The sequence below is a fragment of the Desulfovibrio sp. genome (assembly GCA_016208105.1).
GTDB lineage: Bacteria > Desulfobacterota > Desulfovibrionia > Desulfovibrionales > Desulfovibrionaceae > Fundidesulfovibrio.
In genome coordinates, this window is record JACQYS010000017.1 from 93,551 (window position 1) to 119,618 (window position 26,068).

26 protein-coding genes and 1 pseudogene are annotated in these 26,068 nt (G+C 59.4%); 10 read left to right on the forward strand and 17 right to left on the reverse strand.

The features are described from left to right. The first annotated feature begins 6 nt into the window (after nucleotides 1-6). Nucleotides 7-810 (forward strand): hypothetical protein, encoded by an 804-nt coding sequence (locus HY795_09145; GenBank protein MBI4805388.1) that lies wholly within the window; start codon nucleotides 7-9, stop codon nucleotides 808-810. A 113-nt stretch (nucleotides 811-923) separates the two neighbouring features. Here HY795_09145 and HY795_09150 read toward each other — a convergent pair whose 3' ends face one another. The 3 genes and pseudogenes from HY795_09150 to dsrA all read right to left on the reverse strand — a co-directional run bounded on the left by HY795_09150 (nucleotide 924) and on the right by dsrA (nucleotide 5,250). Continuing rightward, nucleotides 924-2,345, reverse strand: coding sequence for a cobyrinate a,c-diamide synthase (locus HY795_09150; protein MBI4805389.1), 1,422 nt, complete (start codon nucleotides 2,343-2,345; stop codon nucleotides 924-926). A gap of 127 nt (nucleotides 2,346-2,472) precedes the next feature. Then, a pseudogene (gene dsrB / locus HY795_09155) lies at nucleotides 2,473-3,921 on the reverse strand (dissimilatory-type sulfite reductase subunit beta). 15 nt (nucleotides 3,922-3,936) lie between these two features. Next, the gene (gene dsrA / locus HY795_09160) at nucleotides 3,937-5,250 is read right to left on the reverse strand and encodes a dissimilatory-type sulfite reductase subunit alpha (protein ID MBI4805390.1); all 1,314 of its coding nucleotides are present in this window, start codon (nucleotides 5,248-5,250) and stop codon (nucleotides 3,937-3,939) included. A gap of 319 nt (nucleotides 5,251-5,569) precedes the next feature. Between dsrA and HY795_09165 the strand changes: the two genes are divergently transcribed. After that, nucleotides 5,570-6,208 carry a YkgJ family cysteine cluster protein gene (locus HY795_09165; GenBank protein MBI4805391.1) on the forward strand — a complete coding sequence of 213 codons (639 nt, stop codon included), beginning with the start codon at nucleotides 5,570-5,572 and terminating at the stop codon, nucleotides 6,206-6,208. 163 nt (nucleotides 6,209-6,371) lie between these two features. Here the strand turns inward: HY795_09165 and HY795_09170 are convergent, their stop codons facing one another. Continuing rightward, entirely contained in the window at nucleotides 6,372-6,764 is a 393-nt protein-coding gene (locus tag HY795_09170) for a hypothetical protein (protein MBI4805392.1), read from the reverse strand. Between the two features lie 10 nt (nucleotides 6,765-6,774). Beyond that, complete coding sequence (locus tag HY795_09175; protein MBI4805393.1) at nucleotides 6,775-7,266, reverse strand: YajQ family cyclic di-GMP-binding protein; 492 nt, start codon at nucleotides 7,264-7,266, stop codon at nucleotides 6,775-6,777. 110 nt (nucleotides 7,267-7,376) lie between these two features. Between HY795_09175 and phrB the strand changes: the two genes are divergently transcribed. After that, nucleotides 7,377-8,732 (forward strand): deoxyribodipyrimidine photo-lyase, encoded by a 1,356-nt coding sequence (gene phrB / locus HY795_09180; protein MBI4805394.1) that lies wholly within the window; start codon nucleotides 7,377-7,379, stop codon nucleotides 8,730-8,732. Nucleotides 8,733-8,883: 151 nt separating this feature from the next. Here the strand turns inward: phrB and HY795_09185 are convergent, their stop codons facing one another. Further along, nucleotides 8,884-9,654 (reverse strand): MBL fold metallo-hydrolase, encoded by a 771-nt coding sequence (locus HY795_09185; protein ID MBI4805395.1) that lies wholly within the window; start codon nucleotides 9,652-9,654, stop codon nucleotides 8,884-8,886. Nucleotides 9,655-9,656: 2 nt separating this feature from the next. Continuing rightward, the gene (locus tag HY795_09190; GenBank protein MBI4805396.1) at nucleotides 9,657-10,115 is read right to left on the reverse strand and encodes a hypothetical protein; all 459 of its coding nucleotides are present in this window, start codon (nucleotides 10,113-10,115) and stop codon (nucleotides 9,657-9,659) included. A 147-nt stretch (nucleotides 10,116-10,262) separates the two neighbouring features. Here HY795_09190 and HY795_09195 point away from each other — a divergent pair, with 147 nt between their 5' ends. The 3 genes from HY795_09195 to HY795_09205 all read left to right on the forward strand — a co-directional run bounded on the left by HY795_09195 (nucleotide 10,263) and on the right by HY795_09205 (nucleotide 12,370). After that, the gene (locus HY795_09195) at nucleotides 10,263-10,781 is read left to right on the forward strand and encodes a hypothetical protein (GenBank protein ID MBI4805397.1); all 519 of its coding nucleotides are present in this window, start codon (nucleotides 10,263-10,265) and stop codon (nucleotides 10,779-10,781) included. 8 nt (nucleotides 10,782-10,789) lie between these two features. Then, a complete protein-coding gene (locus HY795_09200) occupies nucleotides 10,790-11,110 on the forward strand; it encodes a lipoprotein (GenBank protein MBI4805398.1) in 321 nt (106 codons plus the stop codon). A 174-nt stretch (nucleotides 11,111-11,284) separates the two neighbouring features. Then, nucleotides 11,285-12,370: a glycosyltransferase gene (locus HY795_09205; GenBank protein ID MBI4805399.1), complete on the forward strand. Its 1,086-nt coding sequence runs from the start codon at nucleotides 11,285-11,287 to the stop codon at nucleotides 12,368-12,370. 188 nt (nucleotides 12,371-12,558) lie between these two features. On the opposite strand, the gene HY795_09210 is transcribed toward HY795_09205, so the two are convergent. From HY795_09210 to HY795_09220, 3 genes are all read right to left on the reverse strand, one after another. Continuing rightward, on the reverse strand, nucleotides 12,559-12,840 hold the full coding sequence (locus HY795_09210) for a hypothetical protein (GenBank protein ID MBI4805400.1): 282 nt from the start codon (nucleotides 12,838-12,840) through the stop codon (nucleotides 12,559-12,561). A gap of 97 nt (nucleotides 12,841-12,937) precedes the next feature. Next, complete coding sequence (locus tag HY795_09215) at nucleotides 12,938-13,816, reverse strand: M23 family metallopeptidase (protein ID MBI4805401.1); 879 nt, start codon at nucleotides 13,814-13,816, stop codon at nucleotides 12,938-12,940. A gap of 2 nt (nucleotides 13,817-13,818) precedes the next feature. Continuing rightward, complete coding sequence (locus tag HY795_09220; GenBank protein ID MBI4805402.1) at nucleotides 13,819-15,258, reverse strand: DNA integrity scanning protein DisA nucleotide-binding domain protein; 1,440 nt, start codon at nucleotides 15,256-15,258, stop codon at nucleotides 13,819-13,821. 420 nt (nucleotides 15,259-15,678) lie between these two features. Between HY795_09220 and HY795_09225 the strand changes: the two genes are divergently transcribed. The 4 genes from HY795_09225 to HY795_09240 are packed head-to-tail and all read left to right on the forward strand — an operon-like array spanning nucleotide 15,679 to nucleotide 21,129. Next, a complete protein-coding gene (locus HY795_09225) occupies nucleotides 15,679-16,179 on the forward strand; it encodes a hypothetical protein (GenBank protein MBI4805403.1) in 501 nt (166 codons plus the stop codon). Further along, on the forward strand, nucleotides 16,179-17,024 hold the full coding sequence (gene motA / locus HY795_09230; protein ID MBI4805404.1) for a flagellar motor stator protein MotA: 846 nt from the start codon (nucleotides 16,179-16,181) through the stop codon (nucleotides 17,022-17,024). The genes HY795_09225 and motA (HY795_09230) overlap by 1 nt, the downstream gene beginning before the upstream one ends. A 3-nt stretch (nucleotides 17,025-17,027) precedes the next feature. Further along, nucleotides 17,028-17,792, forward strand: a complete 765-nt coding sequence (locus HY795_09235) for a flagellar motor protein MotB (protein MBI4805405.1) — start codon at nucleotides 17,028-17,030, stop codon at nucleotides 17,790-17,792. A gap of 34 nt (nucleotides 17,793-17,826) precedes the next feature. After that, complete coding sequence (locus tag HY795_09240; protein ID MBI4805406.1) at nucleotides 17,827-21,129, forward strand: response regulator; 3,303 nt, start codon at nucleotides 17,827-17,829, stop codon at nucleotides 21,127-21,129. Nucleotides 21,130-21,191: 62 nt separating this feature from the next. On the opposite strand, the gene HY795_09245 is transcribed toward HY795_09240, so the two are convergent. The 7 genes from HY795_09245 to HY795_09275 form a co-directional block, all read right to left on the reverse strand. Further along, complete coding sequence (locus HY795_09245; protein MBI4805407.1) at nucleotides 21,192-21,653, reverse strand: response regulator transcription factor; 462 nt, start codon at nucleotides 21,651-21,653, stop codon at nucleotides 21,192-21,194. Between the two features lie 146 nt (nucleotides 21,654-21,799). Further along, nucleotides 21,800-22,660 carry a flagellar motor stator protein MotA gene (motA, locus tag HY795_09250; protein MBI4805408.1) on the reverse strand — a complete coding sequence of 287 codons (861 nt, stop codon included), beginning with the start codon at nucleotides 22,658-22,660 and terminating at the stop codon, nucleotides 21,800-21,802. A 20-nt stretch (nucleotides 22,661-22,680) separates the two neighbouring features. Next, nucleotides 22,681-23,655: an OmpA family protein gene (locus HY795_09255; GenBank protein ID MBI4805409.1), complete on the reverse strand. Its 975-nt coding sequence runs from the start codon at nucleotides 23,653-23,655 to the stop codon at nucleotides 22,681-22,683. A 362-nt stretch (nucleotides 23,656-24,017) separates the two neighbouring features. Further along, nucleotides 24,018-24,287, reverse strand: a complete 270-nt coding sequence (gene rpmA / locus HY795_09260) for a 50S ribosomal protein L27 (GenBank protein MBI4805410.1) — start codon at nucleotides 24,285-24,287, stop codon at nucleotides 24,018-24,020. Between the two features lie 10 nt (nucleotides 24,288-24,297). Next, a complete protein-coding gene (gene rplU, locus HY795_09265; GenBank protein MBI4805411.1) occupies nucleotides 24,298-24,609 on the reverse strand; it encodes a 50S ribosomal protein L21 in 312 nt (103 codons plus the stop codon). Nucleotides 24,610-24,674: 65 nt separating this feature from the next. Next, nucleotides 24,675-25,202, reverse strand: coding sequence for a ComF family protein (locus HY795_09270; protein ID MBI4805412.1), 528 nt, complete (start codon nucleotides 25,200-25,202; stop codon nucleotides 24,675-24,677). 185 nt (nucleotides 25,203-25,387) lie between these two features. Then, nucleotides 25,388-26,014, reverse strand: coding sequence for a flavodoxin family protein (locus HY795_09275; GenBank protein MBI4805413.1), 627 nt, complete (start codon nucleotides 26,012-26,014; stop codon nucleotides 25,388-25,390). Between the last annotated feature and the right edge of the window lie 54 nt (nucleotides 26,015-26,068).

Below are 26,068 nucleotides of genomic sequence, written 5' to 3' on the forward strand. Positions count from 1 at the left end.
TGTTGGATGAAAATCACTGGCAAGACCATCAAGGAAGATCTGGCACGGTCCAAAAGTTCTTACCTTAAGAACGAAGACTTAAAGATGCTGGCTACCCTGGCAGCCGCGCTCAAGGCCTTCGTGACTGTGAAACTGCCCGGCACCGAGAAAACTGAAGTCGAGGGCCACTTCCGCGAGGCGTTCGCCAATCTGAGCAAAAGCCCCCGGGTCTTGAAGTTTCTCCCTAAGGGAATTCCCTACGTCAAGGGCCAGGAGCCCAAGCTCTTCCAATATGTGGCCGCGGTGTACAAGAAGGTTCAGGAGGATATCGAACGCGAGACCCTCGAACAGATGCGCCAACGCAAGCTACGTATCGACCAGTGCATCATCAAGGGCCAGAAGCTTCTCGAAGACGGCAACCTTGTTGAAGCGCAGCGCAACTTCCGCGAGGCCGTGACCCTGCACGTGGACGAAAACGGACTCTTCCCGATGCTGGCCATGAAACTCATGGACAAGGGCCACCACAAAGCATCGTTGGAGTATATCCGTGGCGCCATCGAGGTGAGCCCGGACAACTCCAGAGCCTACGACCTGCTGGTGACTGCTGTTGGGAAACTCGGAGAAGTTGAATCCGGGCTCAAGGTGCTAAGTGATGCCCGCAAGAAAATCGGCGAAAACCCCATGCTTCTGGCAGCCTCCGCCCAAATCAAGGTTCGAGCAGGAAAGTGGGAAGAGGTAAAGGCCGATGCGGAAAAAGCCTTGGCCGCGCAGCCTGACCTGGCCATGGCCCAGAAAGCCCTGGCGAGGGCCAACAAGCAGCTCGGAGCTTAAACATACGAGCCTCTTTCTAGCTGGTTCCTTCCAGCATTTCGACTAGCTCGTTGGCGCGGTGAAATTCAAACCCTGGCATGGATTACTCCGCTTCACGGCCAGCAGTCTCCATCTCACTCAGCCTGAGTACGCCCCACCCGTGCCTCTTTGGCTTTGGCAGCTTCGCGAACGAAATTGACAGCCCAATGCGGAGAGCCCAGGGCATGAATATGCGTATAGGCGGCGAAAGTGTTGCCAGAGACTACACCATCCAGTCCCTCCATCATACCTGAGCCCCGTTCCATCCTGAGAGCGAATTGCGGCCTTGCCCCCTGGCCTGTGAAATTCGACTGGGCCAGGCAACGGGAATAGTGGAACTCATGGCCCTTGAGCGTATAACCGACCGGGTGGAAGGGATTCTCCACCACGACCATGGCCTCGGCGTAACCAAGGCCCTGCGGCCTGGCGCAGAGAGTGGTGGCCAGGGGAAACACCCCGGCCATGGGGTATACCGCCCCATCGGCGTGGAGCTCCTGGCATAGATACATAAATCCGCCACACTCGGCGTAAATTGGCAGCCCACCCCTGGAAAGATTTAGCACCCGTGCACGTGCGGCTTCATTTTCCGCCAAGGCCTGAGCCTGGGTCTCGGGGAATCCCCCTCCGAGATAGAGTCCATCAAGAACAGGCCATTCGTCTGCTGAAAGCAGGCTGACCTCCACGAGTTCTGCCCCTGCCCTACGCAAAGCTTCCAGGTTCTCCTGGTAATAGAACCACAGGGCGGCATCGAGCACATACCCTATGCGAGGTTTTCGGCTGGTGACGATTTCCGGCCAGATATTCTCTTTGACCGGAGGGTATGTGCCGGCATCCCGGGCTATCATGAGCAGCCTATCAAGGTCGCAGCTCTCGGCAACCACCTTGGCCAGCCCGTCAAGAATGGATTCCTGTCCTTCGTATTCCCGATTCGAGATCAGGCCCATGTGGCGTTCAGGAATGGGATTTTCGCGCAGCTTGGGCAAAAGACCCAGCACAGGCACGTCCGTATAGTGCTCGATCGCCCCCCTGAGAATTCCACGATGGCGCTCACCTGCCGTCCTGTTGAGGATAACCCCGGCCAGATTCAAACCTGGCTCGAAGTTGGCGCAGCCCTGTACCACCGCTGCGATGGTGCGGGTCATCTTCGTGGCGTCTATCACCAGGATGACTGGGGCGTTCAAGCTTTTGGCAAGTTGGCTGGTAGAGAAACTTCCCAAAACGTCTCCACCATCGAAAAGGCCACGGTTGCCTTCCGTAAAGGCCAAATCCGCTCCTTGCGCTTTGTGAACGAACAACCCATTGAGCGTCTGAGCGTCCAGGAGAAACGGGTCCAGATTGCTGGCGTGGCGTCTGGCGGCCAGGCCCAGCCAGGCGGCGTCGATATAATCCGGGCCCTTCTTGAACGGTGCCACGGCAAGACCCTGGTTCACCCAGGCGCGAGTGAGCCCAAGCGACACGATGGTCTTTCCGGAGCCGCCGGAAAGACCGGCCAGAACAAGACGAGGGATGGGATTCATAAAGAAAGGGGACCTTCAGGCCCCGAAGACGAGAAGTCCACGCCCCGCGACCATCCACCCCGCAACAGCCCTGTGTTGCGGGGAAGACGGGCGCGGAACGCGGAGAAAGCTGACCGGCCGGGCCGGCTTATTCGCCTTCTTCGGTGCCGTGCTGCTTGCCAGCGCCCTTGAGGCCGATCATGGTGGTGGAACCGGAGGACCAGTATTCCAGGGTGCCTTCGGAAACCATGGTGTTGACCAGCTTGGATACGGCCATCTTCTTCATGTCGGGCAGGAAGGCGTAAAAGTCCTTCAAGTAGAATTTCGACTTGTTGGTCTTGGCCTTCAACGTATCGATGATGACTTGTCTAGCTTGCGCGTCGTCCATTGAGAACCTCGCTTGATTGTTACCGGGGGCGCGGTTTTACCCGCGCCCCCGGAGGTTTTCTTAGAACTTGAAGTTAGTGGACTGGCGCCAGGTGAAGTACGCCGGATCGCGGAAGTCGTCGATCAGGTGGTGGGTGAACTCCAGATCGCACTTCTTGAAGAAGCTCTCCCAACCGATACGTTCGGCCCAGTCGCCCAGGCGCTCGTACTTGTTGGCTTCAGCGGCGTAGACCTCGATGATCTTCTTGCACACCTTGGCCAGTGTGGGCCAACGAGGAGGCTCGTTGGGGATGAACGCCACGGCCACCTTGGAGAACTTGGGCATGGAGATGCGGTTGGACACCTTGCCGCCGACCATGATGATCATGCCGTCGCCTTCCTTGTCGGAAAGGGGCAGCGAGGGGCACATGGTGTAGCAGTTGCCGCAGTACATGCAACGCTCGTCGTTCACCAGGATGGTGTTGACTTTCTTGCCGTCGGGCAGATCGGTCTTGCCGGGCTTCAGAGCGCCAGTGGGGCAGGACGCGATGGCCAGCGGGATTTCGCACAGGTTGTCCAGGTACTCGTGGTCAACCAGGGGCGGCTTGCGGTGGAAGCCCACGACAGCCAGGTCGGAGCAGTGGCAGGCGCCGCACATGTTGAGGCAGCAGGCCACGGCCACGCGGACGATGGCGGGCATGCGCATGCTGGTGAACTCTTCGAAGAGTTCGTCCATGATCACTTTCACGGTGCCCGAGGCGTCGGTGGCCGGGGTGTGGCAGTGGACCCAACCCTGGGTGTGGACGATGTTGGACACGGAAGCGCCGGTGCCGCCGACGGGGAACTTGAAGGAACCCTTGTCGAACTTGCGGCCGTTCAAGTCGGCCTTAAGCTTCTTGGCGGTATCGAGCGAGGTCGTCATGAACTCGATGTTGTTGCGGGTGGTCCAGCGCAGGTAGCCATCGCAGTACTGCTTGGCGATAGCGCAGGCTTCGCGGATGTACTCGGTGGACACCAGGCGGGCGGAACCCACGCGCACGGTGTAGACCTTGTCGCCGCTCTCGGCCTCGTGGACCAGCATGCCGGGCTCGAGGATCTCGTGGGAGACCCACTTGCCGTAGTTTTTCTCCAGGACCGGAGGCAGGAATTCCTTGTAGAACCGGGGACCGATGTCGGTGATGCGGTTCTCCATCGGCTTGTCGGGATTGTACCCGGAAGAGACGAACGCCATATGTTGTTCCCCCTTTTAGCGCTGGTGCAGTTTGCGGTATTCGTTGATGTCGCGGGTCCAGCCGCCGGGCACCTCGTCTTCCTTCCAGAAGATGTAGGGGTTGGTGCGGGGCTCCTTGACGTGCTGGGCCTGGGCCTTGATACCGGTGACTTCCAAAGCCTTCTGGAAGCCAAGGCGCTTCAGGGTCTCGCCCAAGCGCTCGCGGTTCTTGCCTTCGTCCATCCACCATTCCCAGATGTTGTCGATAACTTCCTTGATCTCGTCGTACGGATCCTCGGCCGGGATGAAGGGCACGAGCAGGGAGCTCATCTGAGCGCCATCGAGAATCGGGGCCTTGGCGCCGATCAGGATGGAAGCGCCGCGCTCGTTACCGATGCGCAGAGCCTTGGGCATAACGTTGATGCAGTGCATGCAACGGTAGCAGTTCTTGGTGTCGATGGTCAGCTTGCCACCCTCGTAGCTCATGCACTGGGTGGGGCACAGACCGATGACTTCCTTCTGGATGTCGAACTTGCCCCAGTTGCGACCGGCGTGGGCGCCGGCGTTGGGCGGAATCTCGCCGCCGACGTACGCCTTCACAGCGGCCTGGTCGATCTTGATGTCGTCCTTCCAGGTGCCGATCACGGAGAAGTCGGAGCGGGCGATGGCGGCCACGCAGCCGTTGGGGCAGCCGTCGAACTTGAACTTGAACTTGTAGGGGAACTGGGGACGGTGCAGCATGTCCTGATACTCGTTGGTCAGAGTATGGCACATGTGCTGCGCGTCATAACAGGCGAACTCGCAACGGGACATGCCCAGGCAGCAGGCCGGGGTACGCAGGTTGGAGCCGGAGCCGCCCAGGTCCTGGTTGTGCTTGTGGGTCAGCTCGAAGAAGATCTCTTCCAGCTGGGGGGTGGTGGTGCCCAGCCAGATGATGTCGCCGGTGGAGCCGTGCATGTTGGTCATGCCAGAGCCGCGCATGTCCCACAGGTCGCACAGCTCTTCCAGGTACTCGGCCTTGTAGTAGAGGCCGGAGGGCTGGGCAAGACGCACGGTGTGGAAGTGGGCCACGCCGGGGAACATCTGGGGCTGGTCGCAGTAACGGCCGATAACGCCGCCGCCGTAACCGAACACGCCGACGATGCCGCCGTGCTTCCAGTGGGTTGTCCCGTCATTGTAGGACATTTCGAGCAGGCCCAGAAGGTCGTCGATGACGTCTTCGGGGATCTGCAGATTGATGCCCTTGGGGTTCTTGTGACGCTGCTCCGCGGCGTACTTCATGTCTGAGACGAAGCTGGGCCACGGACCGCTTTCAAGCTGGTCCAGCAACGGGGTCGGGTGTTTCGCCATGTGTTCCTCCAAAGAGAGTTGTAAGAGTTACAGCCCTGTTTACGAAAATCGCGCCCCGCCCTTGCGAGTGCGACGTTTTCCCGATGTTTAGACCATGCGCCCATACGGGTTCATGGCGCGAATATGGCTTGGGGTGGACGAAGCGAATAGAAGTATCCGGGATTGCTGTCAATCCTCCACAATTACCACGCGCGTGAACTTTCTAACATGCTTTCCTCCAGCCTGCAAAGAAAAATCGCGTTCCACCGCGCCGGAGGCTCTCCCGCGAGGTCTTGTCCTTGCCTATTCCTGGGTTACTCGTTATGAATTTCACAAAATAATGAACCCGAAAACCCCCACCCAATCCCCTCTCTGCCACCGGTGCGGAAAATGCTGCATCAAAGGCGGCCCGGCCCTGCACTTTAAGGATCTTCCCCTGATCGAGTCAGCGATAATTCCCAGGCGCAGGCTGGTCACCCTCCGCCAAGGGGAACCCGTGCACGAAAACATTTCCGGTGGTCTGAGTGAACTCGGGCGTGAGATCGTGAAAGTGGCCGGTCAGGGTCAGGGATTCACGTGCGGATTCTATGACTACACCGGTGCTGCCTGCCGAATACACTCCAACCGGCCCGCCGAGTGCCAGGCCCTCTTTTGCGAAGACACCGCCGCTATTGAGCGGATGTACTCGACCGATCGTCTGACCAGGGCGGACATCATGGATACCGGCGGAGCCCTGTGGGAGCTTATCATTTTTCATGACCAGGCTTTTCCGGCCTCCATGGCCGTGAGCCTGGCCCGCAAGGCGTCCGAAGGCCAGCGCAAAGCCCGCGAGAACCTGCTGGAGCTCGCCGAGGCAGAGGGGAATTTCCGTCGGGCATTTTTGGAAAAGACCGGGACAACTCCCGAGGAACTTGATTTCTACTTCGGTCGCAGCCTCGCACGGATATGCTCCCCATTTGGCATGAGAATTCCGGGGTAGCTATCCCCGGCACTCCAGCCAGAGTAACAGGATACTACATCATCTCGTTTCCGTCACCCCTTCGAGCTGCCGAGATTCTTTCGCGTGGCGTCTATGACGCCCCAGGACAAATACACAGCTGAAGCTGGACTCTCGATCTATTTCCTTGGCAATCGCAACCCGCTTACGGCTGCGTCCCTGGCTGCACCGGCTGTCCGCCCTGGCTGGGCGGGCCGTAGTCGAAATAATTGCGGCAGTACTTCTCGCACCAATCCGTGGCGTTGTTGATGGCCACGTTGCAATTGCTCACAGGGAAAGCCCGCCATTTGGCGGTTTGCAACTCGTTGCAGCCCCTGATGCACTCCTGTTTGCTGGCATGATCTTGGGTCAGGTAGTCTTTAAAGTCCTGACAAAGATTGTCATCCATGCAGTTGTAGTCGATCTGGGCGGGCCAACAGAACCCGTAAAACTCCTCCGGGGTCAGCGCCCGTTGCGATCCCGCGCAACCGGCCAGGACCATGCACATGCTAAGCGCCAAGGCTGCGAAGGGCAGGAGGCGTGCGACATGGAGGGACATATGGGGCTCCTTAGCTTTTCATGTTCACATACTGCAGGGGAGTGGGCAAATCGGCCTTTCCGAGGAGTTGCATCACTGCCTGAAGATCGTCGATTTTCTTTCCGGTCACGCGGACCATGTCGTCCATGATCTGGGCCTGAACCTTGATCTTGGAGTCCTTTATAATGGCCACGATCTTCTTGGCCGTGTCCTTGTCCACGCCCTCCTTGATCTTGGCCTCCATGCGCATGAGCGAGCCACCGGCTGGCTTTGCATCCTCGAACTCCACGCTCTTGGTGTCCACCTTGCGTTTGACAAAGTGGCCGATGAGCATGTCCCGCACGGCCTTGGCCCGCATTTCGCTTTCGGTGGTCACCACCACGGCCTTGGTCTTCTTGTCCAGGTTCACTTCCGTCTTCGATCCCCTGAAATCGAAACGGGTGGCTATTTCCTTGACCGTGTTGTTCACGGCGTTATCCACTTCCTGCAGGTCCACCTTGCTGACCGCATCGAACGAAGGCATGTGATTCTCCTGTGTCTTCGGGGTGTTCCCGGTATGGTGCAATTGTTTACCGTGCGCTACTTTTCTTTGCAAGACGAAAGAAAAAATGCATGACGTATTCGGAGGCAATCATGAACATCAGGAGAGCTCGCCTTCTCAAACAGGGCCGCCACGGCGAAGGTCCCGTGCTCTACTGGATGCACCGCGACCACCGGGTCCGGGACAACTGGGCTCTCAATTTCGCGTCCCTGCTCTCCCGCCGGGCCGAGGCCCCCCTGCTGGTGGTTCATTGCCTGGACCCGGCCTACCCCATGGCCCGGGCGGAGCATTTCCGGTTTCTGATCAACGGTCTGGAGGCTGTCCGCGACGGGCTTATGGCGCGGGGCATTGCCTTCGTTCAACTCCTGGGCGATCCGGCGATTCAGGTGGGAAACTTGGCCCGCACCCTGGACGCACACGCCGTGGTTTCGGACTTCGATCCGCTTCGTCACAAACGTCATTGGCTGGCTACGCTCTGCGAATCCACCGTCTGCCCGGTTCAAGAGGTGGATGCACACAACGTGGTCCCCTGTTTCATAGCGTCGGACAAGGCCGAGTATATGGCCCGGACCTTGCGCCCTAAAATTCACCGACATCTGCCTGAATTCCTGGATGATCTCCCCGAACCGCCCAAACAGTCCAGGCCATCAGGAGCCAATCCTGGCGGAATAACCCGGGACCAACTGGAGAGGGCCATCCCACATCTCAAAACCGCTCACCTCCCCAGTAATTTCCAGCCCGGAGAGGCAGCTGCGCTTACCGCGCTGGAAAGGTTCGTCACCTCCGGTCTGCACGGCTATTCTACCCGGCGCAACGACCCGTCACTAGACGGCCAGTCAGGACTCTCTCCCTGGCTCCACTTCGGCATGCTTTCGGCCCAGCGCACGGCCCTGGCCGTGGCGTCATCTATGGCCCCGTCCGAAGACAAACAGGCATTCCTCGAAGAACTCATCGTTCGCCGCGAGCTAGCCGACAACTTCTGCCTGCACCACGCGGACTACGACAGCACATCCTGCTACCCTGACTGGGCCAGACGCACCCTGGCGAAACACGCGGGAGACCCACGGCCCTACCTGTATTCGAAACATGAGCTGGAAGCCGGCCAAACCCACGACCCGGCCTGGAACGCCGCCCAGTTGGAGATGACAGCCACCGGCAAAATGCACGGCTACATGCGCATGTATTGGGGAAAAAAGCTTCTTGAGTGGACCTCATCGCCTGACGAGGCCCAGGAAATAGCCGTGTACTTAAACGACCGCTACGAACTCGATGGGCGGGACCCCAACGGATACGCGGGCATCGCCTGGAGCATCGGAGGCGTTCACGACCGCCCATGGGCGGAGAGACCCGTGTTCGGCCAGGTGCGCTACATGAACTTTCAGGGGCTTAAGCGAAAATTCGACGTGGAGGCGTACATCGCGAAGGTGGACATGCTCGCCGGCAAATGAGCCCTGACGATTCCCGGCGATCCAGTTGCTTTGGAAGCGGGGTTCTTCTGCAACCCGCACAACTATCGGAACACGGTTCAGGCGCAAGGGAGAATGATCGCAAATCCGGCCGCATTCAGGCCTCCCGGAACGGACCCGGCACCGGGGAGAACTACAGGCCGACGTGGTGAATGTGGCCCGGATTGGGCACGTATCCCGTGCCATCCAGACGGGTGACCACGTCCTGAAGGCGGTCCGAGCGCAACAACCGCTCCAGGTGGACCAAGGCCAGTGCTCCCGGATTGACCATGCGGGCCAACTGGATGGCCTCTTCCACTGAGCCGTGTCCCGGCGAGCCTGGCTCCATGGAGAAGGCTTCCTGGACAACAAGCCCCGCTCCCCAAGCCAGGGCCAGACACTCCGGTGCCGGAGCGCCATCCCCGGAATAGTAGAGACTTGCCCCATCGTCCTCAAGCCTGAGCGCCAGGCATGGTTCGGGGTGGGTGGTGAATGCTCCGCTGAAGCTAAGACCCCGCATTTCCAGAGGTTCGTCAGGGCGGCATTCCTTGAAATTCAGGGGGAAGTCCAGCTTGTCGCGCAAGTTCGGGTAGGACAGATCAAGAACCCTGGCCACCTGCGCCCCCACTCCTTGGCGGCCTGCGATGTAGAGTTCCCGTGAACGCCCGGCCTGTTTCATTCGGGCCAGCAGCGCGGGCAATCCGAAGAAGTGATCTCCGTGGAAGTGGGACAGCCACACCACATCCGGGCCGTCCGAACTGGCCCCCAGGGCCGGTCCGAAACGCCAGTACGAGTAGGGAGCGGTGAAACCGCAATCGAGAAGAACTTCGCGCCGTTCGCCCCTGGCGGAAGCCTCAACCAGCAGACAGGTGTTGGGCTGGGCCTCGTCAAAGGCCTCTCCGACACCGCAAAAAAGCACCCGCACGCTTAGAAGCCTTTTGTGCGCTTACGATCTTCCCAGTGGCCAAAAATGAAACCGCACAGAATACCCACTATGCAGCTGAGCATGCACATGATGCCGAAGAAGCCTATGAGCGAGTTGATCTCTCCAACGGTGCGCATTCCGAAAAGCATGTGGAAGAATGCGTAGAGCACCCAAATGATCATGCCCGCGTGGAAGCCGTAGAAGAGGCCGTCCATCATGCGGTCATGCACTTCCGAGGAATCAATGTAGCGGTAGCAGATGAGCTGGCTGATCACGCCGAAAAGAGTGATGGAGCCAAATGAAGCCAAGAACTGGATCAGGACGGTGATAACCGAGGCGTAGAAAGGATCTTTTTTGAAGACCGAAATGAGGAAGGCGGGAATGAGGCTGCACACCCATATCCCCACGACTATAAGGTCGCCCCGGTGCGGAGCGAGAAAGGACGACGATTTTTCGAGTATGCGCTTTTTTGGAACGATCATGGCCTTGGAGACTCCCGGATTTCACGGATTACCCCGTGCTTGAAAGAAGCTAATGCCATCGCAACCGGAATGCAAGCGGGCCAGGGGTCTTGCCAGCTAAATCCCCTTAAGGGTATCGTCTTGCGAATGCGAATCGTCCTCACTGCCTTCCTCCTCTTATTCGCTCTGGCGCGCCCAGGTATTCTAACCGCCCAGGGCGCCGCATCGCCGGAAGAGATGGAAGAATACGGCGGTCTCCTCCACAAATCGGGTGATAAATCGCCCTACACCGGGCTAGTCCAGGACTATCATCAATCCGGAAAAACGCGGCTTGAGGCGCGCTACGAAGCGGGAAAACTCGTCTCCAGCAAAGTCTGGTATGAAAACGGGCAACTGGCCGAGGAAGTGTCGGCGTCGCCAGACACCTGGGCCATCCGCCGCTACGGCGAAAACGGCCGCCTCGAAGAAGAAACCCTGGCCCGCTTCAAGGATGGCCGGAAAATCTCCGAGCAGGCAAAAGTCTGGTACGAAAACGGCCAGTTGAGAACCGAAGCCGGATTCCTGGCTGGCAAGCTGCACGGTCTTCTCAAAGAGTACGACCCCTCAGGGGTTCTGGTGCGCGACGAGCTTTATGAACAGGGCAAACTGGTCCGCAAGATCAAATAGGAGCGCCCATGAAACGTATCCTCGTGCTTTTTTCCTCGGTGGTCCTCTTGGCCGCATGTTCCGGCGAAGACCTCAAAAAGCAACTCGAGAAAAAGAACCAGCTCCTGGCCGCGCAGGAGGCGGAGATAAAGAAAATCAAGGACGACATGGCCGCCCGTGAGGCCGACCTGAAAAATCAATGCGAACAACGCATACAGAAACTCTCGGCCCAGCAAAAACACCAAGTGGACAGCCTGAACGCCAAGATCGCGGAACTCAACAAGCGAAAGGACAAGGACGCGGACAAGGGCCAGAAGACCGACGCATCCAAAACCAAATCCAGGCGCTAGGCCGGCGTGTCCCCAGGGACCGTACACCAGTGCAAGCGCCCCATCCTCCCCACATATTGGGAACGGGTGCGTATCCCCCGGTTTCGCGGGGCCACTGCGCGTCTCCTGCTCTTTTCAAGCGGCTACTTTCTCGAAAAAGAGATTGAAAGTTCATGCGCCCGGTTGGGTTGGCAATTGCTCAAGATTGTCCTGCCCAAGGGGGCGAGATGCTCCACAGCCTTCATCGAGCATCTTCTCACGGCCGCCGTTGAATTCAAACCGGACTTCGCACTGACCATCAACCATCTTGGACTTGATCGCCAGGGTGAGATCGCCACCCTGTTTGAAAAAATGGCCCTTCCACTGGCCTCGTGGTTCGTGGACAATCCCCGCCTTATTCTTCACGATTTCCCGAAGCAGGCCAATCCATGGTGCGCCCTGTTCACCTGGAACCAGGACACCGTCGCGCCTCTTACAGCTCTGGGCTTCGAGCTGGTGGACTATCTTCCCCTGGCGACGGACACCGAACATTTCAAACCCGGAGTTGTTGGCAAACCGGCTTGGCGCTCTCCCGTTTCCTTTGTGGGCGACTCCATGGTCCGCCCGGTCTCCAAGCTTCTCAATCGCCTGAAGCCCTGGCCGCAAGTCCTTGATCTCGCCAGACAGGCCGCATCCGGGTTCGCGTCGTCATGTGCCGGGGACTCCCTGAAATTCATGCGCACCGAATCACCCGCGCTTTTTAAACTCTGGGAGGAACTGCCCGATCCACTTCGCAGGCTCGACCTGGAGCAGTTCCTCACCTGGGAAGCGACCAGGCTCTACCGGCTCCAACGCGTCAGCTCCCTCCTGCCCTTTTCCCCGCTTATCGCAGGGGACTCCGGCTGGCGTTCCCTGCTGCCTCGAGGAAGCTGGAAACTGCTTGGCCCGCTCGATTATTACCGGGACTTGCCCGGCTTCTATCCGCTGAGCGAGGTCAACTTCAATGCCACCAGCCTGCAGATGAAAGGCGCCGTGAACCAGCGTGTGTTCGACGTCCCCGCCTGCGGAGGATTCTTGCTGTCAGACTGGCGGGAGCAAATGAAGGGCTTGTTTGAACCCGGCAAAGAGACGGCCTGCTATGGAAATGTTGAGGAGATAGGCGGGCTTGTTCGGCATTTCCTGAACCACCCTGACGAACGCCTCAAAATCGTTTCAGCCGCGCGCAACCGGGTTCTTGCCGAGCATGACTACACCCACAGGATGAAGCATATGCTGAAAACCCTTCGGAGGCGCTATGCCTGAGGTGAGCAGCAGGGCCGTGATCCCTGGAAGACACTCCCGCTCCCGAGAATACTGACAAAAAAGATCGCTCCCGCGACAGAGACCTGGCACGGGAGCGGACGGTTGCTCTCCTGGGAGCCTTACTCCCTCAACATAGCCGACAGGGACAGTACCCAACCCAAACCCGGGAAGAGACCTTGGCCGGCCGGCTACCAGGTCCGGTTGCGCCGGCGATCCTCCCATTCAATGGCCCGGGCTTTAGCTTTGGCATCGTTGAAGGTCGCACGCGCCTTCTTTATCACCTCAGGGTTGCCGGATGTTTCGGCCTTGGCTAGCGCGAGCTGGGCCTCCTGATACTCTTTGCCAACGAGGACCTTCTCGCTCTGGTAAGTCTCCATGGTCATATATTGGAGATTGCGCTCATAGACTTCGAACTTGCTGCACCCGACCGCAAGCAGCAGAACGGATATGCCGAGAAGAAGATATTTCATCCTGGAAACCCTTGGTTCAATTGTGTTGGCAACGATTTGAAATTGTACCCCAATATGGGCGGGTGCGTCCATCGATTCCAACGTTTCTGAACAAAGCTTAATTGAGCATGTAGTTCATGGGGTCCACGGCCTGGCCGTTCACCCGCACTTCATAGTGCAGATGGGATCCCGTGGTGCGCCCGCTCATCCCGGAGAAGGCGATGCGCGTCCCCTTGGTGACATCATCTCCGGCCTCCACGGTGGCGGCCTTCAGGTGCGCGTAGGCTGTGCTCACCCCATGGCGGTGTTCGATAACCACCATGAGACCATACCCGGACTCGTACCCCACGGACACCACTTTTCCATCCGCAGGGGCCACGATCGGAGTCCCTACCGGCACGCCAATGTCCAAGCCCTTATGGTATTCACGGGAGCGCGACATGTAGCGGTAGCCGAAGTCCGAATTGATGGTGCCGCGCACGGGCCAGATGGACGGCCTGGCAGCGAACTCCAGGGCTCGCTCACGCATGATGGAGGCCAGTTGCCGCTGACGGCTCTCCTGAAAAGCGATTTCCTCAACCAGGGCCCGAACCATGGCCGAAAGCTGCCTGGCCAGGCGTTTCTCATCGGTTATTCCGCCCTCCACCATGGCCGGAGACCCCACCGAATGCATCTCACCACCTGCATCTACCAGGCTGGTCACACTGGCCAGCTTGCCATTTAAGCTGACCACTGACGCCATGTCCTGGCGCAAGTCGCCAAGACGCTCGTGGGCGGCCAGCAACGCGGTGCGCTCCACCGCGCGCTGGGAGCGAACGGTTTGGACCCTGCCCCTAAGCTCACTCAGGCCGACAATATCAGGCAACCGCCAGACAAGGTGTGCCGCCCCGGCAATGGTCAGGGCCATGGCGGCGATCGGAAGCCAGCGCGGCATTCTCACGCCCCAGCGCAGCCTCCCGTCGCGAGTCCTTCGGTAAATGACGTATGAGACCCCCATGGTCACGCCTCCTGCAGCCATTTTTCGAGAGACGGGGGGTCAAGATCCAGATCGACTTCATGGCGCAGATCGCACATGGCGTTGAGCTGGAGCCCCCCCTGAAAGATGAACACCGGCGCGTCCGCGGAAACCACCACCACGATGATCCCCGGATGCATGGCCGTGAAGCGCAGGGCGGAATTGAACCGAGCCCCGCGGGAACGGTCCTCCGAACCCACATTCCTGCCGTCAAGAAGACAGGCGAAGGCGCGAAGCTCGCAGGAACCGGTAAGATGCAGAGCGCCGTCGAGTTTGGCCAGAGCCTTGGCCAAATCAAGGTTCTGCGGGTCGTTCAGCCATAATGGCGGGTCCACGTGCTGCCCGGCCATGAGGGGCAAGCTCACTTGAGGGTCCAGCACCAGCGTGCAGCCAAAGCCCTCCATCCGGGCTTCGTCAACTATGGCGCTGGCGATCTGGAACAAGGTATGGCCATGGTCCGGCCCCATGTCCGATTCAAGGAGGGCCTCCTCGAGCAGCACGAGATTTGGTTTACGGGTCGTCGACTGGTAAATGCCGTCCACAAAACTGCATACCGGCTTTCCGCCCAGGCGTAAAAACCCGAACCGGTCCTGAAAGTCCGCGGTAAGCCGGGCCGAAAGTCCGTTGGCCGGGCCGCTCACCCCGAGCACCCTCTCGCCGTCGCTGACAAGCCGGCGGCTGGAGTTCTCAACGCTGAGCAGCAGCTTGCGCACGTGCTTGGCATTATGAAGATAGGGGCGTTCCAGCTCCGGAAACCGGATAAGCCAGGGCACGTTGTTGGCGTCGGAGGGCTCGATAAAAATCATCCGTCCGGTGGGGCGCTCTCCCTCCTCGCGTGTGGTGGAGATGTTGAGCACCGCCTCCAGTATGGGATAGAGCGGGATTTGAGGAGGCCTGCCCAGGGTTCTGCTCATATCGGCGAAAATATGGTTGCGCACCGCATGGTGTTCGAACGCCTCCAGAGCATGTTTGGAGGCGGAAGTGAAGAATGCCCCTTCCGAAGCATAATCATGGGCCAGAAGCCACACCGCATGTTCCAACCATCGCTCGATGGGGCCAGTGGAGCACATGTTGGGGTGCAATTCGGTAAACCACATTTGGTAGAATAACGGTTGGGAATACCCTCCCGCGCAAATAAGACCCGTGAGGTGGAGCTTCTGCGCCCACGAGGTCTGCCCGAAGGGCTTCATGACCGCGGTATCCGGCGCGTTTTCACGCCATTCCGAGGTCTCCAGGTACATCTTGTTGAGCTTCGGTTCGTGGCCGCGCAACAGCCGCCTCGGGTCATGCACCAGAAGCTCCGACTCCGGCGTTTCAGCCATGATCAGAGCCGCGCGGCTGGGGCCGGAAAAACGGCTGAGCCCTTGGCGCAAGCCTTCGAGCACATTTCGTGCGGATATCTGCTTGGCTGTTCCTAGAATCATGTGCCCTGCTGGACGCAACGGCCTTGGGGCTCTCTCCGCGCCAAGAAGTCGTGGAGAACGTAACAGGAGAGAAATATTGGAAATCTCGGATCAAACTACCCCGATGGAGGCGTCCGTCCGGCCTGAATAAGGGAAAGACCCGTGCTTGGCAACCCCGGAGGATGCAGCATGCAGGCCTTGCACGACTGCTGCTACCTGCCACTGCAAATTGGATTTGCGAATTGCTACTTCATTTCAACTCGCACCCAACAACAGTCTTGCCTGTAGAGTGTGGGACGTGTAAGCATTACATGAGTGTGTAACGTTTTGCAGCGGGGGCATGACGTGGAGTCCTCGAACAGACGGGCCGATTACAGAGTTGCGGTTCCAGATTCCCTTGTCAGGGAACTGGCCGTATGGTTTTGCCCGCAAAAAGAATATATGCGCCTTGGGGCAGCCGAGCTGGGCAGACCGCACCTTACGATGTCCATGCTCGGCTCCGGACGCATGATCCTTACCGATCTCTCCATCAGGGGACTGGGAATGCATGCCGTCCTTCACCAGGACGTCGTGGCCCAGTTTCTCTCAGCCAAGGCATGTTTCACATACCTTCAACTATGGGATCCGACGGCGGATGACCCCTACGGGGTTCTGTCTGTCTTTACCTACAACAATCTGGTCCGGGTGGCGGAAAAAGACGGGGGGCTCATATTGGGGGCTCGTTTCGTCCGCTTCGCCGTGGGTTCCCGACTCGAAAAGACGCTGGAATTTCTCGATGCCCAGGTCTGCGGCGTTTCGGCCCTGGCCCGCTGGTGCGACAATGTCGCCCGCGGAGTCCATGTTGAGCCGGGACATCACTACGGCGGCCTGGACATGGACAACCTCCTCGCGGAGGTTGAAACCGCCACGAGCACTTCCGGCGAGCAAGGCGAGGAAGAATAATGATAGCAATTCTGGGCATCCTGGTGGTTATGGGCTGCGTCGCCCTCGGCTACCTGGTGGCCGGCGGGAAGTTCGGGGTGCTCCTCCAACCAGCCGAACTTTTGATCATAGGCGGAGCGGCCATGGGCTCCTTGCTCATCGCGTCCACCAAGACAACCTTGTCCCTGGTTTTCAAGAACATGGGGGACATCTTCTCCGGCAAGCATTACGGCCGCGAAGACTACCTGGAGGTATTGAGCCTCCTGTCGCGCCTGCTTATAAAAATCCGTAGAGAAGGCCTGGCCAGTATCGAAAACGACATAGAGCATCCCGATTCCAGCGGCATATTCAACTCCCACCGCCGGGTCCGACAGGACTGGCATGCCGTGCGCTTCATCTGCGACACGTTCAGGGTCTACCTGGTCACCGGTGAACCCGACGAGATCGAGGGGATAATGCACGCTGACATCGAGTCCATGCATTCTCTCTCCATGCTTCCTGTCAACAATCTTTCCAAGGTGGCCGAAGCCCTTCCGGGTTTGGGCATCGTGGCCGCCGTGCTTGGCGTTGTACTCACCATGCAGAAGATCACCGCGCCGCCCGATGAGCTGGGCCATTCCATCGGCGCGGCCCTGGTCGGGACTTTTCTGGGCGTGCTGCTCTGCTACGGTTTCGTGGGCCCAATGGCCACCAAGCTGGAAAACCGTTCCCAGGAACGCGAGGCCTTTTTCGGCGTCATCCGGGCAACCCTTTCCGGCATGGCCCACGGAGCAACCCCCATGATCGCCCTTGAATTCGGGCGGCGCTCCGTGCCAGAAATCTACCGTCCCACTTTCGAAGAGCTGGAACGCGTCATTCGGGGCTAGTTCATGAAGGGCAAGGGCAAGAAGAACTCACCCGCCATACAGCATGCCGGGAGGCGCCATACCAGCAGGCATGGCGGGAGCTGGAAGGTGGCTTACGCGGATTTCGTGACCGCCATGATGGCTTTCTTTTTGCTCATGTGGATTATGAACATCGTGCCCAAGGACGTGCAGAAAGCGCTGGAGACATACTTCAAGTCCGACACACCCATTGGCAAGGTGGCCATGGACCCGAACTCCCCCATAATTGGATCCCCTGACACAAAGGCCCAGCAGCTCACCGAGGAACAGGCGGCCAGGTACACCATCGCCATGCGCTTCAAGAAGATCATCACCGAGGACCCCTACCTCAAGCAAAGTTCCGGGGTCAGTTCGGACGATACCGGGGTGCTCTTGCGGGTCAACAACGACCTCATGTTCAAACCAGGCTCAGCTGAAATGACCCCTGAGGCGGGCAAGGTCATCCGGGAAGTGCAGGACGTGCTCAAAAGCTTCAACCTCAATCTGATGGTGCGCGGCCATGCTGTTCCCGGAGAATTCAAGGGAGGTCCTTTCCCCTCCAACTGGGAACTTGCCGGAGCCAGGTCCGGCGCGGTGGTGCGGGCCGTGCTCATGGAAAAAGCGATTCCTCCCAACCGCATTCGGGCGGTTTCCTATGGAGACACTCTCCCACTTGCCGCCCCATTGTCCCAGGAGAGCGAATTAATGAACCGCCGGGTTGAATTTTACTTCCACCGCCCGGAAGTCATGAACTACCGGGTTGTGAACTAGGAACAGCTTGGTTCCCCACTCCATTAAGAGCAGGGTGCTCCTTCTTGTAACAGCGCTCATGACCGCTTCCGCGGTGAGCGTCGTTGGGCTCATCTGGCTGACCTACAAGAACAGCCTGTTCCTTGAGCAGGAAAAACGTCTGTCCGAGACCCTGCAACTCGCTTCCCTGCTCATTCAGGACCACAACGAGGATCTGGCCGACCGGCTCCTCGACGCAATCACGGCCCAAAGGTCCGCGCTGAAAACCGACCTGGCCATGTTCATGGCCTCTCTCGAAGAGCAGTATTCCCATTCCACCCGGCTCGGCACGCCAGTGAAAGAGGCCCAACGGATTGCTTTGGCTGCGGCAACCAGGGCTTGCACGCGGACCGGACTCAACATTTTCATCTTCGACAAACAGTTCAACGGCCTGGCCCATTCGGATTCGTCGCTTGTGGGCGGGAGCTGGCGCGAGCTCAAAGGAGCCGCCGGAGCCAACGCCCTTGAATATTCCGCCTCCATCGCCAACCGGGACGGCTGGGACACCACCGTTCTCTGGTGGCCATCGACGGACTCAAGAGCTTCGAGCAAGCACCTAGCCTGCGTGACCACATTCGCGCCTTGGGGCTGGTATGTGGGGATAAGCGTCGATTACGCCAGGATCGAGGCCCAGTCCGCCCAAGACAAACACCGCATGCTCCTCGAAATGATCGACTCGCTTTCAAGGGTCCACCTCGGCCAATCGGGCCGCATCTTCGTCATGGAAACCCAAGGGTCGTCTTTTCTTCTCTCGCCAGGTGGCGAACCGCGTACCGTCCTTGAGTCCCATGAAAGCGATATCCGAACTTCCTTGAATAATGCCCGCCTCCCCGTCCGGTTCGCATGGGCCGGAGCACGTACCGAGTATATCGCGCAGGCTACATATCTTCCTGAAATGCATTGGATCATGGGCATGATCATGGACAGCGCCGAGCTCTCCGTCCCAGTGGTCACCTTGGCCACGAGGCAGGCCTTGGCCATCGGCGGCGTGTTTTTGGCCGGTGCTTTGGTGGCCTGGATTCTGACCAGAAGAATAACGAATCCGATCCTGGCGCTGTCCAGCAAGGCGGCCCGCATACGTCCTTTCGACGGTTCCGTACCGGAAATGGCCGAGGAGCTGCATGCTCTCGCAAGCCAAAATCCGGGAGAGGTGGGCGTTTTGGCCAAAGCCTGGGCCGAAACCCTGGATGCCTTGGCTGTGGGTGTGGCCAGACTCAAGACCGCATCCAAGGAGCAGGATGAGGCCGCCAGCGCGCTTGCGTCTTCAAAGCAGGAATTGGAAGAACTCAACCAGGAGCTGGAATCCCGGGTATCCCTGCGCACGGCCGCACTCGAAGCAGCCAACGAACGCTTACGCCACAGCGAAGCCCGCTACCGCAGCCTGTTCATGAATTCCCCGATTTCCTTCCTTGAGGTCGACTTTGCCGCCCTGGACGCTTTCCTGCGTTCCCCTGAAATGGAAGCGGTCAGCAACCTCTCCTCGCTGGTTGCGGACAAACCCGACTTCAGCAGGGATCTGCTCCGCATGGTGACTGTCCGGGACGCCAATCCCGCCGCGGTGGAGATGTCAGGTGCGGCCACCAAGGCCCATATGATTGAGAATCTGGATAAATTCATCATGCCGGAATCGTTGATCAACCTGAAGAATATCTTTGCCACCATACGTGAAGGGACCGCGGCGCGCGGCTATGAAGCCCGCTTCTCCACTCTCGATGGCATCACTCGCCAGTGCATTGTGGGTCTCCGGCCACTGCCCGGACATGAGAACACACTAAGCCGCGTTCTTATATCCATACTCGACGTCACGGAACTCAAGGAGGGCGAAGCCCTCCTTCGGACCGCCCACGAACAGGCCCAATCCGCAAGCAAGGCTAAAAGCGACTTCCTGGCCAACATGAGCCATGAGATCCGCACTCCCATCACGGCCATACTCGGCCTGGCGGAACTGTCTCAGCGCAACAGAAACCCGGCCAAGACGAACTCACAGCTGAAGATGATCGCCGAATCCGCGCGCACACTGCTTTCCATCATCGGAGATGTGCTGGACCTCTCGCGGGTGGAGGCCGGCAAGCTCACTTTGGAGAGGAAGGTCTTTGACCTTCGCCAGACCGTCCAACGGGCCGTGGAGACCTTCCTGCCCGCCTGCACTGAGAAAGGACTCACCCTCGCTACCCACTTGCCGGAGGAGCTCCCCGAGAGGCTCCTCGGCGACCCGGTACGGCTTGGGCAGATTCTGGCGAACCTGGTCGGAAACGCGGTCAAATTCACCCAAAGCGGAGGAATCTCCGTCCAGGTTTCCGAAACTCAGCCCAACCCCGATGAGGATGTCGAACTTCTCTTCTGCGTCAAGGACACCGGAATCGGCATTCCACCAGAGTATACCAACGCCATCTTCGACAGTTTCCGCCAGGTCGACTCCTCCTTCTCCAAGCCCTACCAGGGCGTGGGTTTGGGCCTCGCCATCTGCCGCGAACTGGCCGAGCTCATGGGCGGTAAAATCTGGGTTGAGAGCGCTCCGGGAAACGGCAGTGTTTTCCTCTTCACCGCCAGGTTCAAACACGCTCCACAGGCCTCTGCCCCAGCGGCGGCTCCGGAGCATGCGTCTTTTGAAACCAACGGGCCTGTCAAAATCCTTGTGGCCGAGGACAATCCGATCAACCGCCACGTTTTCACAGAATTTCTCTGCTCCCTGGGGCATGAAGTCACCACGGCCAACGACGGACGCCAAGCCCTGGACATGCTTGCCAGCTCTCCACAGGACCTGGTGTTTATGGACGTGCAGATGCCCAATCTCGACGGGTTGGAGGCCGTGCGCCGGATACGTGCAGGGGAATGCGGTGAGGAAGTTGCTCGCATCCCCGTGGTGGCCCTGACCGCATACGCCATGAGCGGTGACCGGGAGCGCTTTCTGGAGGCGGGAATGACCGCGTATCTGGCCAAACCTCTTTCACTCGACGCTCTTCAAGCGGCTGTGGCCGAGTTCGCCCCCCGCCGGGACGCCGCCGGGACCCCACCGGCCACTGCCGCAAGCGAAGCGCCCCCTGTGCGGGAGGCATGCCAGCCGCTCATGGCTGAATTTCTGGCCTACATCAGAGAACGCGCGGCTGCGGCCGAAGCGCATTTGGCTGCCGGGGAATTCGACCTTGCCGCCAAGGCCGGACACGATGTGAAAGGAACATCCATGGCTTTCGGAGCCGGGAAGGTGAATGCGCTGGGAGCGGACCTGGAAATGGCCGCGAAAAATGAAAACGCCGAAGCGGCGGCTTCGGCTATTAAAGAACTCTATGAAGAATTGGAGAACATCGATACGGGGGGGTGAGCACGGTCCAAGACAGAAACCGGGAAGACCACTTCAGGCCGGCAAGCTCCAGCCAGCTGGATTTAGCCGCTGCATAACCCGGGTTGGGCCCCCAGCAGGGCGGTTACTTCCACGCTCATGTACTGCCTTCCCGCAGCCACACTGCGGATAGCCGACACCAGTTCGTCCGCGCTGGCGTTTTTGAGCATATACCCATCAGTGCCTGCCAAAAGCGTTTTGCCCACCAGCTCGGGGTCGCCATGGGCGGTAAGGGCGATCACTCTGGTTTCCGGATGCTGGCGCTTGATCTCCGCAATGGCCTCCACACCGTCCATGCGCGGCATGGAGAGGTCCATGAGCACCACCTGTGGGGACAATTCATCCACCAGCTTCACGGCTTCAAGACCGTCCGCGGCTTCCCCCACTATCACCACCTCCGGAAAGGGGCTCAGCAAGGACACAAGCGCCTTGCGAAGAATCGCGATGTCTTCAGCCAGCATGACCCGGATGCACTCCACAGGATTTGGCTCCTTTCGAACAGACATTGATTCTCTCGACCTTAGATGTTCCTAGACCTGGGGGCAACAAAATTCGGCACCCTCTAACGCCGGGGGCGGCGGACTGACAATACCCGTGCAGCAGAAAGGCCGGCATGAGCCGGCCATGTCCGCAAAGAACCTGAAGATGCGGGCTATTTGCCCTTTGAGGCTTTGATGGCTTCCTCAAGCTCAACGAAGCTCGGGCGGTGGTGGTTGGGAATGGCCCGCCGACCGGCTTCCAGAGCCACAGGAGGGGGGTTGCCGCCCACGAAGGCCGCCAAAGCGCACTTCACCACCACCAGGCAGTGCTCGCCGTCCTTGGCCTTGGAGTCCATGTTGGCGGCGATGGGACCCACGATGCCGTAGCACATGAGCACGCCCAGAAAGGTGCCCACCAGGGCCGCGCCGATGTGATGGCCGATGACCTCGGGGGGCTCGCTGATGACGCCCATGGTGATGACAACGCCCAGCACCGCGGCCACGATGCCAAGGCCCGGAAGGGCGTCGGCCATTTTATTGATCGCTGCGGCCGGGGCGGCTGCTTCGTGAGAGTAGGCCTCGATATCGGCCTCCATGATGTTCTCGAACTCATGCTGCTCGATATTCACAGTTGAGAACACCCGCATGGTGTCGCACACGAAATCAACGATGAACGCGTTGGACTTGTCCTTTAAAAAAGCCGCGAATATCTGGCTGGATTCGGGCCCATCGATGTCTTTTTCGATGGCCACCAGGCCTTCGCGCCGGATCTTCATAAACAACATGGACAGCATGATGAGCATGTCCATGAAAAACGCCTTGCTGACCTTGGAGGAGCCGAACACGCCCCCCACGCCCTTGAGGGCTGCGATCACAACGCTCTTCGGTGAGCCAAGAATCATGGATCCAAAGGCCGCACCAAAGATGATCACCAATTCCGCAGGCTGCCAGAGCACGCTGAAATTGCCGTGTTCCAGCATATAGCCGAGAACGACCGCGCCCAGAACCGTTGCTATCCCGATGATGGCGAGCATGCGTTACGCTTCCGTACCCATTATTGTTTCCCTTTGATGGACTCGTCGTAAAGCCTTTCAATCTGCTGGTCCAGGATTTCCCGTTTCTCCTGTGGGATAGGAGACGGGGGAGGAGCGGGCGGCTCCTTGGGCTTGGCGAAAATGTTGTCCTTCTCCTTGGCTGCCGGGGCTGGCTTCTCGGCTTTCTTGGCCGGCTCCGGTGGCGGCGGAAGTTCCACAACCAGACGAATGCGCCGGTTTTTGGGGGCCAGCGGATTTTCGGGAACAAGGGGGCGCGTGGCCGCGTACCCGGCCACCACTCCGACGGAGTCTGAAGACACTCCCGATTTTTCCAGTTCACGCCTGGCAGCGGACGCCCTGTCCGTGGAGAGCTCCCAGTTGGTGAAGCGATCCCCGGCGTAGGTATAGGCGTCTGTATGGCCCTCAATAGTCAGTTTGCCCTTGCCTGCCTTGCCCACCTGAGGAGCCACGGCTGCCAGGGCACGCTTGGCGTCCACGGTCAGATCAGACTTGCCCAGGGCGAAAAGGGGCTTGCCTTTCACGTCCTCGGTCACTTCGATGATGAGCCTGCCAGCCTCGGTCTTGACGATGATCTGGTCCTTCAGGTCGGGAGTCGTGGCTTCGATGGCCTCTTTTACGGCCTCGGCAGCCTTTTCCTCCTCGGGCTTTTCCTTGGCCGGCCCGGAGGGGCTTTCTGATATGGGCTCCACGATGGCCATGGGATTTTGCTCAGGTGTGATCTGGGAGAGATCCGTAGCCGGGATGAGATTGGGTTTGCCGCCGGTGTCTATCAGGCTGAATGACTGGAAATATTGGGCAATTTGCTCGCGCTTCTCCACAGTGACGGAGTTGACCAGCCACATGACCAGGAAAAAGGCCATCATGGCGGTGACGAAGTCGGCGTAGGCCACCTTCCAGCTGCCGCCATGAGCGCCGCCGTGACCGCCCTTCTTCACCTTCTTTATGATGATCTTTTTGTGTTCCTTGTCTGCCATGGAGTTCCCTTCCGGGGCAAATTCATTGCAAAAACGAGGCCATGCAAGACGCACTGCTAAACAATCAAGGTATAGACGCTGCCAACACAAGGCGCAAGTGCTTCGGCGCAGACTTTCATGCGTTTCTGCGGCAACTGCGTCCGCACGTTGCCGGAAGCGGTTCGGAGGTCTGCACAGGTGTTGCGAAAGCTCCGCACATACGGTGCGTCATGATTTTGAAACCCAAATCGAACGTCGAATTTTCATGGCCGGGTTCATAGTGGGCCTTGCCGGCTGAAGCGTCAGCACCGCACTGATACAGTGAGCAATAAAAAAGGCGGCTCGCTTGAGCCGCCTTTTTTATGGAACTTTCGCAAACCTGCTTATGCAGCAGCGGGGACCACGTGAACGCGGGTCTTCACCTTGCGGTTGCGGGTGTACTTTTCAAAGGCCACGGTACCGTCCACCAGGGCGAACAGGGTGTAGTCCCTGCCCAGGCCGACGTTGTCACCGGGGTGAAACTTGGTGCCCAACTGGCGCACCAGGATGTTTCCGGCCCTGACCACCTGGCCGCCGTAGCGTTTTACGCCCCGGCGTTGTCCGGCGCTGTCGCGGCCGTTGCGGGAACTGCCGCCTGCTTTTTTATGAGCCATGGTGTTCCTCCTAGCCCTGGATCGACTTGATCTTCAGAGTGGTAAGGTCCTGGCGGTGACCGGTCTTCTTGTGGGAGTCGTTACGACGCCACTTGTGGAAGACCACAACCTTGGGCCCGCGCAGGTGTTCAACCACCTCGCAGGTCACCTTGGCGCCGGCGACATAGGGAGCACCGACCTTCAGGCCGCTGTTTTCGCCAACCAGGAGCACCTTCTCCAGAGCCACTTCCGCGCCAGCATCCGCCGTGAGCTTTTCCACGGTGATTTTGGCGCCTTCCTCGACGCGGTATTGCTTACCGCCAGTTTCAACAATAGCGTACATGATAGACCTCCGCAAACGGGGAAGCCGTATTTACGGACGGCCCCCAAAAAAGTCAACACCCTTTTTCAATCTCTTGCGAGAACGAGGATCTCCACCCGGCGCACCCCGGCCTGGCGCAGCGCCCGGCTCGCGGCTTCCAGCGTGGCTCCGGTGGTCATCACGTCGTCCACAAGAAGAACGTTCTTACCAGCCACCCGCGAAGCGTCCGCCACGAAAACTCCGGCCAGGTTCGCCTTACGCTCCCTGGCGCTGAGCTTGCTCTGGGGCTTGGTGTGACGCTTTTTGCACAGCACCCGGGCATCCAAGGGAACGCCGAGCAGCCTGGCTACGCCACGAGCCAGCTCCACGCTCTGGTTGTACCCCCGGGTCAAAAGCCTTCGCCAGTGCATGGGCACAGCGGTCACCAGGTCCGGCCCCTCCGGGGTGAAACCATCCTTACGATCCCGATGGATTTCGTACGCGCGCCAGATAAGCCCGCGTACAAGCCCCAGGCCCGCGAGCCTGCCTCCGAATTTAAGCTGAAGCACCGCGTCGCGCAGGGCGCCTGCGTACTCACCATAGAAGCCGAGCGCGTCCCAGGGTCTGGGTTCCATACGGCAGCTCGCGCACAAGGCGGCGGGCTGTTCGGCCACCTCCGCCAGGGCTCCGCATGCGGTACAATAGCCAGTAAGGCGCGGGGCGAGACGCTTGGAACACTCCGGGCACGGCCCGCTCTCACTGGTCGCGCAGGCGCATACCGGACAGCGCTTCCCCGACAAGCCCCGCAAGAATCCGAGCATTACCGGCCCGGGCCCTGCCAGGCCTCATATGCGTACCGCACCACCCGGTCCTTCGCTGGCTCAGCGCTGTCCAAATCGCCGGGCCTGTCCACCCCGGGCAGGCAGAGCGGTTCGGCCAGAGTAACGTTGAATGGCCAGAGAAAGTAGCGCAGGGTTAGAAGCGACCCTTCGAACAGACGCTCGCCCTTGGGCCGGCCCGCCACCAGGCAGACGTGCGCACGCCGGGACTCAAGCGACTCAAGCCCCGGGTCCCCCGCGATTTTCGCCTCGTAATAGCGCTGAGCCCTGTCGATGAAACCCTTGAAGGAGGCGGGCAGGTGGTAGAAATAGATGGGTGATGCGAAAAACAGCATGGGCGAGGCGACAATCAGCTGAAAGAGCATTTCGGACTGGTCTTTCTCCATGAGCACGCACCGGTGCCCGGCACTCTGGCCGCATGTCTGGCAGCCACGGCAGGGCAGAAGATCCAGGTCGCGCAGATGGATGAGCCTGGGCTCCGCTCCCGCGGACTTGAGCCCCCTGGCTATGAGCTCGGCGGCAAGATCGGAATTTCCTCCCTTGCGGGGGCTGCACCCCAGCACCAGCGGGGAATGCTCCTTTGGGAGATTCTGAATGACGCTTTCCATTACTTTGCCCCCAACCGTTCCGCGCCCGCATGGCTGGAACTTACAGGCGATGCG